At 52.0% G+C, this 12,556-nt stretch carries 7 protein-coding genes; 4 read left to right on the top strand and 3 right to left on the bottom strand.

The annotated features are described in order from the left end of the window. Positions 1-209 precede the first annotated feature (209 nt). Positions 210-1,733: a CoA-transferase gene (locus tag PsAD13_RS26685; RefSeq protein ID WP_063320023.1), complete on the top strand. Its 1,524-nt coding sequence runs from the start codon at positions 210-212 to the stop codon at positions 1,731-1,733. Between the two features lie 670 nt (positions 1,734-2,403). On the opposite strand, the gene PsAD13_RS26680 is transcribed toward PsAD13_RS26685, so the two are convergent. The 3 genes from PsAD13_RS26680 to gmd all read right to left on the bottom strand — a co-directional run bounded on the left by PsAD13_RS26680 (position 2,404) and on the right by gmd (position 4,917). Then, positions 2,404-2,748 (bottom strand): RidA family protein, encoded by a 345-nt coding sequence (locus tag PsAD13_RS26680; RefSeq protein WP_063302983.1) that lies wholly within the window; start codon positions 2,746-2,748, stop codon positions 2,404-2,406. Positions 2,749-2,894: 146 nt separating this feature from the next. After that, positions 2,895-3,863, bottom strand: a complete 969-nt coding sequence (locus PsAD13_RS26675) for a GDP-L-fucose synthase (RefSeq protein WP_063320022.1) — start codon at positions 3,861-3,863, stop codon at positions 2,895-2,897. Beyond that, positions 3,856-4,917 (bottom strand): GDP-mannose 4,6-dehydratase, encoded by a 1,062-nt coding sequence (gmd, locus tag PsAD13_RS26670; RefSeq protein ID WP_208986974.1) that lies wholly within the window; start codon positions 4,915-4,917, stop codon positions 3,856-3,858. Before gmd ends, PsAD13_RS26675 begins: the two co-directional genes overlap by 8 nt. A gap of 322 nt (positions 4,918-5,239) precedes the next feature. Between gmd and PsAD13_RS26665 the strand changes: the two genes are divergently transcribed. The 3 genes from PsAD13_RS26665 (at position 5,240) to PsAD13_RS26655 (ending at position 12,489) form a co-directional block, all read left to right on the top strand. After that, a complete protein-coding gene (locus PsAD13_RS26665) occupies positions 5,240-6,496 on the top strand; it encodes an Hsp70 family protein (protein ID WP_063299840.1) in 1,257 nt (418 codons plus the stop codon). Positions 6,497-6,858: 362 nt separating this feature from the next. Further along, positions 6,859-7,704 carry a hypothetical protein gene (locus PsAD13_RS26660; RefSeq protein WP_063320021.1) on the top strand — a complete coding sequence of 282 codons (846 nt, stop codon included), beginning with the start codon at positions 6,859-6,861 and terminating at the stop codon, positions 7,702-7,704. A gap of 36 nt (positions 7,705-7,740) precedes the next feature. Next, positions 7,741-12,489 (top strand): Ig-like domain-containing protein, encoded by a 4,749-nt coding sequence (locus PsAD13_RS26655; RefSeq protein ID WP_063320020.1) that lies wholly within the window; start codon positions 7,741-7,743, stop codon positions 12,487-12,489. Positions 12,490-12,556 lie beyond the last annotated feature (67 nt).

The raw sequence follows: 12,556 nt of genomic DNA, 5'->3' as shown, positions 1-12,556 counted from the left end.
GTCAACTTTAAGCCAGTCTTTTTTGTAAATTTGAGCCACTTACATAACAAATTATAATGGTTTGAAAAGCATCTTTCTTGCCACATATGCTTAAAGCATTGCTTCTAAAGATCTTTATTTCATCTGCATGCGCCTTAACCGGACTTTTCAGGGTTTGAGGGATAATTGGCTCAAAGACAAAACGGACACGAACTCCGGGAACCAGCAGGATGCAGATCTGCAGTGCACGTGAAATTGCGGCCTTTGTGGAAGATGGCGACACCATCGTCATTGGCGGTTGTGGGCGGGGCCTTGCAACGCCGGAAGCTTTGCTGGAGGCCATTGAGCAGCGGTTTCTTTCAACAGGGCAACCCAAAAACCTATTCATCATCAACTCGCTCTCCATCGGAGATGGTGACAAACGGGGGCTGAACCGGTTTGCTCATAAGGGAATGCTGCGCGGCATTATCACCTCTCACTTCGTTCTCACTCCTTCCCTCCAAAAACTGATCTCTCAAGACAAGCTGGAAGCTTATTGCCTTCCGGCTGGTGTTATTCAGCAGTTGATCCGCGAAATTGGTGCGGGTCGTCCCGGTCTCTTCACCCGCACCGGACTGGGGACATTTGTTGATCCCAGACATGGCGGCGGTAAATGCAGCAAGTCTTCCAAGCATGAGCTTGTGGAACTGCTTCACCTGCATGGTCAGGAATACCTCCGATACCGCCCGTTCAAGATCGATCTTGCTTTGATTTGCGGGTCTGCGGCGGACATGAAAGGCAATCTCAGCCTTGATGAAGAAGCCGTCACACTTGATTGTCTCAGTTTGGCGACCGCTGCGCATAACAGTGGTGGCCATTGTTTTGCGCAGGTTAGAAACGTGGTGCAGACCGGAAGTCTGCCAGCCCGTTCTGTTACCGTTCCCGGTGTTTTTCTGGATGCAATTGTCGAGGCCCCCGGCCAGACCATTGCTTATGACACACCGTACAGCCCTGCTCTCAGCGGGGATATCAAACCCTCTCATACAAGAGTTCAAAACGAACCCAGCGAGATTGCCCGCAAGGTGATTGCTCGCCGGGCTGCGGAGGAGTTGATTGAAAACGCAGCCGTGAATATCGGCTTTGGCGTTCCTGCTGGCATTCGCTTTGCTGAACAGCGCAAGCAGCTGGCGGAAAGGATCTGGCTTTCTTGCGAACACGGGCATCACAACGGCCAGTTCCTGGGAGATTCTCTTTATGGCGCTGCTTTGGGATCCGAAGCGCTGCTTTCTTCACTGGATCAGTTTGATTTTTATAGCGGCGGCGGGCTGGATATTGCCTTTCTGGGCATGAGCGAAGTGGACCGGCATGGGAATGTGAACCTGTCCAAAGTGAATGGTAAAATCGTTGGGCCGGGCAGCTTCATCGACATTTCACAAAACGCCAGAAAGCTCGTGTTTTGCGGTTTACTGACGGGTGTTGACTCACAGGTTGAGTACCGCAAAGACAAGCTCAAGGTGACACGCAATGGCACCCACACAAAGTTTGTGGAGCAAACAGACCACATCACCTTCAATGCCTTAAATGCCAAAACCAATGGGCAGGAAGTGCTTTATGTGACCGAGCGCGCCGTCTTCCAGCTGGGGCCTAACGGGCTGGTGCTGACTGAAGTTGCGCCTGGCATAAAGCCCAAGCGGGATGTGCTGGCGCATATGGGGTTTGCCTGCAAAGTGGATGTGCAGCGCAAGATGCCGGAGCACATATTCAACGCGTTGTGACCGTTACAAACACGAATAGCACCGCACGGCTATGCCGGCAGTGTTGGCGCTTAAATTCCCGAAAGACGGGAGGAGCAAGGCGAGCAGGCAACACCTGCGCTACTTGTTGAAGTTAGTTTCTTCGGCATTGGCTGTCGCCTTGCCCGGTCTTTTTGGTATGGACAACATCGCCTCTTATCCTGAAAGACACGATAGCCAGTTTCCTGGAAGGACAATGGCTTAATCCAGCAAGTTTCCTTACTAAAACAGTTCCTTCATCCCTGACACGCAACCACTCTGACTGGTTCGTGCCACCGCGTGATGCCCTTCAGACTTGGGCCCTTCCTCTCAAACCATGCGGTCACGTTTGAAAATCGGTTCCACCGGACCACTGAAAGATACGTTACTTCTTCCAGTAGCCCCACCCAGCCTACGACAAACTGACGGACGGTCCGCCAGCTGCCCGTTACGTAGGCATAAATTCAGAGTACGGGAGAAATTGGAAAGGGGAATAAGTTTTGGCTATCAGCAGCCCACTTCAATGCAGGAAAAACAGTGGTTCACTCGCCGATTAAGCAATCCGGCGCGCCTCTTGCTCATTTCCAATCATGAGAAGTGTAGTCGGGTGTTTGGAGCTGCACCGTTTGGTTGAATGTATCCCCCAGTCGTCAGCTCCAACCGCCTGCGCGTTTTAGTCGTAAGCCGCTGTTACGATGACTTCCACGAGCAGTTCCTGAGAAGCAAGGCGGGCTTCACCGCACGCGCGTGCAGGCGCATGCCCTTCTGGCATCCATGCATCCCAAACTTCGTTCATTTCAGCAAAGTCACGCATGTCAGAAAGCCAGACGATAGCTTGCAGAATCTGCTCGCGGCTGGAGCCCGCTTCAACAAGCAGTTCATCAACACGGTGCAGACATTCTGCAGTCTGTTCTTTGATGCTTTCACCGCGCACGCCAACTTGGCCACAAAGATAAACTGTGCCGTTGTGTTTAACGATCTTGCTCATACGCTGCTTGGTGTGCATGCGTTCAATCATGGTGCTATCCCTTTGGTTTCGGGGCTGAAGGATGCAGAGATCAACATCCGCTCCAACGCCCAATCTCAGCTGGATAACATGACTGAAACTGCTCTTAATTTCACTGTGACATTTGCGAGTGTCCAAGTATTTTCAAGAGGGCTGCGTTAAACCAGCTCTTCCTGCACCCGGTTTTCCAGGAACCACTGATAGGTATGACGAACTCCCTTATCCAGCGAGATGGATGGCACCCACCCCAACTGTTGCAGGCGAGCCGAGCTCATCAGTTTTCTCGCAGTTCCATCTGGTTTGGAGGTGTCCTGCGTAATGGCGCCTTGATAGCCCAATATTTTGGAGATGCGTTGCGCAAGTTCTAGAATTGAAATGTCTGCACCAAAGCCAACATTGATGTGCTCTTCTGCGGAGTAAGTCTTCAGCAGATGCACCAGGGCATCCGCGCAATCATCACAGTGCAGAAACTCTCTGCGCGGCGCACCTGTGCCCCAGATCTCAAAGGATTCAGCTCCGTTCACTTTCGCCTCGTGCACCTTGCGCATAAGAGCGGGCAACACGTGGCTGCTTGTCAGATCGAAGTTATCGCCGGGTCCATACAAGTTGGTGGGCATGGCAGAAATGAAATCACAGTCGTATTGCCGCCTGAAGGCCTGACATAATTTGATGCCTGCAATCTTGGCGATGGCATACCATTCATTGGTGGGTTCCAGAGGACCGGAGAGCAAAGCCCCCTCCTCTATCGGCTGTGGGGCGTGTTTGGGATAAATACACGATGACCCCAGAAACAGCAGTTTTTGAACGCCAGCTGCGAAGGCTCCGCGAATGAGGTTGGTCTCGATGGCCAAGTTTTCATAAAGAAACTCGGCGGGGTACTCATTGTTTGCCCAAATGCCTCCCACTTTGGCGGCAGCAACAATCACGACCTCTGGCTTCGCCTCCTGCAAAAATGCAAGGGTTTCTGCCTGCATGGTAAGGTCTACTTGTGTCCGATCCGCAGTCAGAAGAGTGCAGTTTTCCCGTGCCAGCCGCTTCATGAGGGCACGACCAACCATGCCCTTATGCCCGGCTACGAAAACCGTTTTTCCAGTCAGATCAAAGTCAGTGGCTTGCGGCTCAGGCATCTTCAAGCACCTTGCTGTCTCTCACTTCCAGCAAGTCTGCCTGCACCATCTCCTCAATCAGTGTTTCGAGGGTAGTTTTTGCCTGCCAACCAAGGTTTTCCTTGGCTTTACTCGCATCACCAAGCAGCTCATTCACTTCTGAGGGGCGGAAATAGCGTGGGTCGATCTCAACAAGAATACGACCACTTGAAGAACAACCCCCCTTCTCATCAATGCCGCTGCCCTGCCATTCCAGTGTGATGCCGCATTTTGAAAACGCCAGTTCTGCAAACTTGCGCACTGAAGTCGTTATGCCTGTTGCCAGCACATAATCATCCGGCTCATCCTGCTGCAGCATGGCCCACATGCCTTCAACAAAGTCGCGCGCATGCCCCCAATCCCGGGTAGCCTCAATATTGCCCAGATACAGCTTGTCCTGCTGCCCCAGACTGATCGCTGCTGCGGCGCGAGTGATCTTCCGCGTTACAAAGGTTTCACCGCGCAGCGGGCTCTCATGATTAAACAAGATGCCATTGCTTGCATGAATTCCGTAGGCTTCCCGGTAGTTGACCGCAATCCAATAGGCGTAAAGCTTGGCCGCCGCATAAGGGGAGCGCGGATAAAACGGCGTCGTCTCTTTTTGCGGCACTTCCTGCACCAAACCGAAAAGCTCTGAGGTCGAGGCCTGATAAAACCGCGTTTTCTGCTCTAATCCGAGGATACGGATCGCCTCCAGCAACCGCAAAACACCCAGCGCATCACTGTTTGCAGTGTACTCCGGCGTTTCAAAACTCACCTTCACATGAGATTGCGCACCGAGGTTATAAACCTCATCGGGCTGCACCTCCTGCATGATACGGATGAGGTTGGTGGCATCCGTCAGATCGCCATAATGCAAGACGAAACAGGCATCCTCCTCATGAGGATCCTGATAGATCCCCTCAATCCTACCCGTGTTGAAGCTGGAGGAGCGGCGCTTAACACCGTGTACCACATACCCCTTATCCAGCAAAAAGCGGCTTAGATACGCTCCGTCCTGTCCGGTAACACCTGTTATCAAAGCGGTTTTCTGCAAGGCCATGGCACGCTCAAAAATTTGAGGGAAACAGAGCATGAACCTAGAAGCAGATTGGTTGTTGTCGCAATTCTGAAAACACGCCCCTGTATTCTTTGGGTGTTTCTACAATCTGATGTTTTTAAACGGGTTTTGATTTTCACCCACAAAGATATCCAAGTCCCGTCAAAATTCACTGGCAATCCCGTAAAGCAGCGTGTATCAAGCTCGCCCTCCCAAATGCCTAGGGAGGTATCCCGAACCTGAAAACCCATTGGTGCCGCCAATTGCCTGGCAGCCGTCCACCTTTGCCTGACTTGAGGCATGATGAGAGGTCTAAAAAATGAACAGCGCATTCGCAGGCATTGATTTTGGAACCTCCAACTCAACCGTGGGCATCTTTTCCGGCGCAAGCCCTGAGCTTGTGATGCTTGAAGACGGCCACAGCGAAATGCCTTCTGCCATCTTTTTCAATTTTGAAGACGAGCAGATCGTTTATGGACGCAAGGCCAAGGAAGAGTACATCAGGGGCGATGAGGGCCGCCTTATGCAGGCGCTTAAAAGCGTTTTGGGCACCTCCCTCATTCAGGAAAAAACGGCTGTCATGGGCGGCCGTATGGCTTTCAGAGATATTATCGCGCTTTACCTGCGCCAGCTGAAACGCAAGCTGGATACGCACATGCAGGAGAACGTTTCCAGCGTGGTTCTGGGGCGTCCGGTGCATTTCATCGATGGCAATGAAACTGCTGACCGTGCTGCGGAAAAAACGCTGGAAGGGATCGCCCGTCAGGAAGGGTTTGAGCACATTGCCTTTCAGTATGAGCCGATTGCAGCGGCGCTGGCTTATGAGCAAACAGTAACGCGCGAAGAGCTTATTCTGGTACTGGATATTGGCGGCGGTACCGCAGACTTTTCCGTCATTCGCGTTTCACCAGAGCGCAAAAACGCAGCAGATCGCACCAGTGATATCCTCGCCAATACCGGTATTCATATCGGCGGAACCGACTTTGACCGGTTGCTCTCACTTGCGCAGGTTATGCCGCATCTGGGCTATAAAACGCTGACCAAAGATGGCAAACGCGCCCTGCCCTCAAAATACTATTTTGATCTGGCAACCTGGCAGTTCATCAACCAGCTTTACTCGCCTAATATCCTGCGGGAATTGGGGGAAGTGCGCCGCGAAGCAGCGCAGCCTGATCTGGTGGAACGTCTGCGCGAAGTGATCCGCGCAAAAGACGGCCACATGCTGGCCACCCGCGTGGAGCAGACCAAGATCGACCTGTCCTCTGCAGAGATTGCGAGCCTGAAGATTGAGCTGGAAGAAGAAGACGTTCTGGTTGATGCAACCAACGCTGATTTCCATGCCGCCATTGGCCCATCCGTTGGCAAAATCGAAGCCACCATTCAGGAAGCGTTGAACAAGGCTGGCGTAACCGCAGATCAGATCAACAGCATGTTCCTCACCGGCGGCACAACCCGCATCCCGATGCTGCGCGAACACTTCAAGTCCTTGATGCCAAACGCGTCTGTGGTTGAGGGCAACGTCTTTGGCGCCGTTGGCCTTGGCCTTGCAGCAGATGCCCGCCGCAAGTTTGCATAGGGTTATCGAACCAGAACCATGCTGAGTAGGCCTGCGCTTTGCTCAGGATGGTTTTGCTGCTGACCAACGCGCATACCGCTTCCCAAAATGCATCAAGAGGCCACCGGGCCTCTTTTTTCTTGCCTCGTCTCAGCATGAACGAATACCCCCTCCCCCACGGCGACGTATGAACAAGATCCTTTGCCTTGTAGAAGGTGCCCCCTCAAAAACAACACCCCCATATTTTAATCTACATCATCTCTCTACCCTGATTTCGGAATTGTCACTTTCAACCAATTCAGGTTCCCTAGGTGCACATGTTAATGAATTCTTAAGAGGAGAGGTGCTGCCGGAGGGTGGATTGGGCGCCTTGAGGGGGCGTCATGAAACAGTGGCAAAATTGGTGTTTCAAACAAGGTTGGTTTTACCAATTTGCCAGCATGATTGTTGCGTCCTTCATGGTCACATCCAGCGGCGCAACCACGCTTCGCGACGCAGTAGAAGATAGCTTCCTCTTCACCTCAACTGAAACTGGCAGGAGTTGGATCAAGGCATCAGAGCAAGAGAAGAACGAACTGTGCCTGAGTGTTCTTGAGGCCTATCTGGCGCTTCAGCTGAACACCCGAACTCTTGAGATTTACAGCAAATCTGAGAGTGAGTTGAAGGCATTTGTCGCAACGCTAACAGATACTGAAGGCGTCCATGCTCCTGAGGCTATCGAGCTTGTTGAGAAAGTATCCGAGCGCTCCCTTAACACACTGAATAAATTGAGCATTTCAGCGAAAAGCCAACTCATTACTGCGCATGCAAAGTACGTTGAGCTGACTGGAGAAGGAGCATCAAATCTGCAGTCCTCCCTCGGTCCGTCTCTCTTCAGCGGGTCCACGCTCACCAGAGATAATCGCAGAACTGAGAAGCGTTTTCAGCGCGCCGTTGACCAGCACAAACAGCTGCAATTTCACGCGGCTCGGAGAGCACGTGCTTATCATCAGGCCCGCGCGGCCAATCTGGTTGATCCGGCATTGTTTGCGAAGTTTCTGAGTGCCCTCAATGATCTGCAAAAAGCAGACCTGAAGCTGGCGGTCTCTGAAGCTGACCTCGTACGCCTGCATTTTCAGGCGAGAACCAGACAGTCAGACATACTGCTGCATCTGGGGCTTTCCCCCCGGCTGCTTGAAAAGAAGACGCTCGCCCGCAGGAAGTATCTGGCACGCCAGCACGTCAAATAAGCACAGAGTACACCGGAAGAAAGAGGAGACGCAGCCATGACGAACCTGACCGCAACGCCCGCGACTGCGCCTTCTCAGTCTGCACCACCACCAATCCTGCTTGCCGAGCCGCTCGCGCACTCCCGAACACCAATCCTGATGGTGCGGGAGCAGGGCCAGCTTGTTGACCTCTCCAAAACCATCGGTACAGCAAAACTCATCCGTGATGGAGACGAGCTTCATATTTTGGATGGGAATGGGCAGATTGTTGTCATCGAACAGTTCTTTGGTGGACCTGCCAATGAATTCTTCATTTTGATGCCATCTGGTCCGCTCACAACACAGAGCCAGTTTCTGAAGGCCGTTGAAGTCGAGACGGCACCAAGACTTGGCAGCTTTCAAGTTGACCTCCCCTCCCCTGCCCAGAAAGAAACGGAGGATGCTGACAAGTCCTCAGAAGAAACCAATTGGCAGCCCATATCCAAAACAAGTTTGCAGCCAGTTCACCACGAACCAGCGCTTGAAAAGCTGAACAGTCTTACGCAGCCTGATCAGCTTTCTGAAAACACGCAGGATAGCTTTCAGGCTGTTCCACTTGTAAGCGCTCTTAACACACAATCAGAGAACATCGTTGTTCCACGGTTATCTGTCTCTGATCTATACGTTCAACCAAACAGCACAGTTACCCGGGCAAGTGAACTTCCTGTCCATTCTGTTCAGGAAGCATCCTTTCGCACATCCACCAATATTTCAGTCAGCGATAGCCTCGCTCTTGATTTCGGCGTGGATGGAACCAACTCCCGCGCACTGCTCTTTACACTTGATGCAGCCGGACGCCCACTCGGCCGCTCAGGTGATCCGCTCGATATTACCTGTGGCGGTGCGCGGGTTCTTTTTCAATCTGAGTTTGGACCGCAAGGCCAACACATATTGAAGGGTTTGAAAGGTGATGGAACACTTGTTTTAAAGGTCACGCTGGACCCAAATACACCAAACGGCACCTACAGCTATGAGCAGTTTGCACCGTTGGATCACACGGGCAGTGCGCTGGATCTCTTAATGAGCTTCCGTTTCATTGCAAAAGATGCAGATGGAGACACTCTTGTTTCTCATCTGGACATCCGCGTTGAAGATGATCCGATGCCGGCCGAATGGAAACTGACGGCTACAGTTTCAGAAGTCGGACTTCCAGGAGGGTCAGAAGGCAATCCCGCTGAAGCCACAGCCTCAGGAGACCTGCCGATCAATGCTTCGCAAGGTCCTGTCGTCTTATCCTGGAACACAGTATCTCCGGTGGAAGGGTTCAGCTTTCATCAGGAGGGGCAAACACTCCTGATCTTGCAAGGCAACAAAGTTGTTTTGTCAGTCACGCTCAACTCAGCAACAGGTAGCTATAGCGTCACGCAACACAGCGCCATCAATCATGAAGCTGATGCGGAAGCCGTCTTCAATCTCAGCTTCAGCGCAACCAACACGCAAGGCCAGACGACAGAAGGCAAGCTTCTGGTCTCTTCACTGGATGATGCACCAAAAGCATTTCCGCTCAATCAGATCAGCTTTGACGAAAGCCAATTGAGTACCCAAACCGAGCTGAGCTATTCCTCTGAATACCTGCCTCATTCAGCAGGAGCAGACACTGCCACGATCAGCTGGCAATTACCCGATGATCCCGAGGGGCTGATCTACATTATTGAGGGGCAACAGCTCAGCGTTCTGCAAGGCGATACGCTCATTCTCACCGCTCAGATTACAGAGAGCAAAGGCGCTTATGCCGTTCAACAGCACAATCCCTTGCAACACCAAAATGGCGTAGACCAGCAAACAATCAGTCTTCCCTATGTGATTACGGATGGAGATGGCGATACAGCAGCGGGTCACTTTCAGGTGTCGATCAAAGACGACAATCCGGAAGTCGGGGAACCGGTCCACCTCAGTTTAAGTGACGACGCAATCGCTTCACCTGCGCCAGGACATGCACTTGCTGAGGATACTCATGCCTTAACCGGTGTACTCCCCATCTCAACTGGTGTAGATGGAGGGCAGGTTTCATGGACACAGTCCGCTCTCCCTTCTGGCTTCAGTTGGGATTTGACTGGCGAGAAACTGACGCTTTTCCAAAATACGACGGCAATTTTCACCGCGACGCTGAACTCCAGCAGTGGCGCGTATTCTGTCGAACAGCATGCGCCGTTGAACCACGCTCAAGGCATTGAGCAGTTTCAACTGCATTATGTTGCAAGTGATGCAGATGGGGACACCGTTAATGGTCAGCTGCAAATCACGATTGCAGACAGCACGCCCGTCCTCAGTTCCGCGCCTGAAGCACTTAGCCTTTCAGAAAATGCTCTCTTCGAAGCGCGTATGAACGATGAAGCCTCGATCGTTCAAAGTGGTGATTTGAACGTTCATTGGGGCGCCGACACACAGTCTGCAACGATGCTCACCTTCTCCTCCAGCATGAGCGGCAGTCTTGCTCCCTTCACTGTCAACGGTGCTCAGGTCTATTACTCCATTGCAGGTACGGGCAATCAACTCAGCGCGAAGACGCAGGATGGCACGCTCGTTTTCACGATCAAACTGGATCCAACCGGATCAGGAAACTACGAAGTCGAGTTCTTCACACCGATTGACCACACATCTGCAAGCGAGGTTTCACTATCGTTTTCAGCAGTAGCTTCCGACGGTGACGGAGACACGATCCCTCTGGACGTCACCTTCAGCATCTCGGATGGAAAGTCATTGGCGTCCCCTGATCAGTTTTCTGGTACGGAAGATACACCGCTTGTGTTGGATCTGTTAGGCAATGATACTCTCAGCAGTGAAGGCTTCACTGTTCGCATCGTCTTGGCACCTGCCAAGGGCCACCTCTCGCAAAACCCGGACATCACATTTAGTTACACGGGTCACCCCAACGCCAATGGCTCGGACAGCTTCAGTTACTACATTGAGGATGCGGATGGAGAGCGCAGTGATACCGTCACCGTCTCTATAGAGCTATCACCGGAAAACGACACACCGATCTTTTCCGGCGTCGGCCAGGATACGCCGCTTCACATGAGTGTCGAGGATGATGGTCCCGATACTGTGTTCACGGCGAATGCTTCAGATGCTGATGGAGACCCTCTCCATTTTTTTCTCGAAGGGTCTGACAAGGCCCGTTTCAACATCGACGAACAGACCGGCCAGGTAAGCTGGAAAGAAGCTGTATCCTTCGAAGCGCCCATGGATCTGGACGGTGACAACATCTATGAGATTACTGTAGTCGCGAAAGATAGTTCTGGCGCGGAGGCTGCGCAACAGTTCCGCATTGAAGTCACTGAAGGCACGAGTCCGCCCGCTGCACCGCCCACCATTTTCCTTCACACCCGAGAACCTGGCAGTTACCAAGTCAGCTGGACTTTCGACGAAACCTCGTATTCTTCTGAGCTAATGGGGCAAATTCAATCCACGCCTTGGGCAGAAAGTGGAGATGATGGTGAAGCCAAAGCCGCCAGTGATGGTTCCTCAGATATCTACATAGACGCCAATACTGGCGAACTTGTTCTCTCAGATCGCTCCGGTTCATCTTCAGAGGGAGACGACAATCTTGCCTGCATCAACAAAACGTTTGACCTGACAGGCGCGCAAAGTGCCGCGATCCAACTCACATACACAGTAGAGTTCGCAACGAACGGTCCGGCGAAGTCATTCTACATTGAAGCCCTGTTGGCTGATGGGTCAGTCCACCAGATTGGCGAGATTTCCAGTCTGATCAGTCACACTCAGTCTCAGACGATCAACCTTGATCTAAGCGATTACATCTCATCTGCGACAACGATCCGTTTGGTTGCACCAGCGGATCTCACTGCCGCAGACACATTGAGAATTGAGGAGCTGACGGTTTCAATAGTCCAGCCAGAGCCACTGGAACAGCAACACTTTGAGGCATCCTTTCAGCTTGGAGATGACGACTTGGCAATTGCCAAGTCTGCCAAGATCGATGGAGTTCAGGATGAAATTTCGGGTCTGACTCTCAAACTCTTCAATGCGCAGGATGGTGATCATCTCAACTTCTTGGATGTCAATGGCGTCTCCAGCCAGCTGGAAGACAACGGCAGCGGAGTTATGACACTCACGTTCTCTGGAGTAGCTGATGCTTCGACCTATCAGAATTTGTTGAACTCAATCACCTTCACAACCACATCTGAAAGCTTGCAGGCGCGTAGCCTCTCAGTCGTTGTTCACTCCGAGGATGGGAACTCCAACCCGTCCATTACCAGTATTCGAGTTCACCCCGATCCAGATGATGGGTCCACTGATGCGAGGAACCAGATTGACGGGACAGCCGGCGACGACACTCTGAAAAGCACCGATGAAGATGATGTGATCAATGGTTTTGAAGGCAACGACCACCTGACTGCCGGAGCCGGATCAGACGAACTAACAGGTGGTGAAGGCTCTGACATCTTCTTCTTTGAGCAACTCGATGGAGCAGCAGATCACATCACAGACTTCCAACTGAACAGCTCTTCAGGCGGAGACCGAGACGTTATAGATCTATCCAAATTGCTCGAAGATTATAGTGATAAATCATGGGATCAACATTATCACTTTCCCGACCAGTTCATTCGCATAATAGAAAATCAAGCAGGACAATACGCAGTGCAAGTCGACTTGGACGCACGCGATGATGACCAGACATGGGAAACCGTCACCACATTAGACTTCCAAAACGCGGACGCAGTTGGTGCCACCTTAAGTGTTGACGTAAAAGGCTATATGCCGGAGGTCGAGCTCCCAATCGAAAATGCATTCCCAATGACCTAGGCAATCCTACCAAACTTGGCAGCTGCCAAGTCGAGAATTTTGAAATAAAATCACTATTCTGCTTTGG

Origin of the sequence: Pseudovibrio sp. Ad13 (assembly GCF_001623225.1) — a bacterium.
Lineage (GTDB): Bacteria > Pseudomonadota > Alphaproteobacteria > Rhizobiales > Stappiaceae > Pseudovibrio.
The sequence above is the reverse complement of the archived record's forward strand: the minus strand, read 5'-3'. Positions and strand labels throughout refer to the sequence as shown.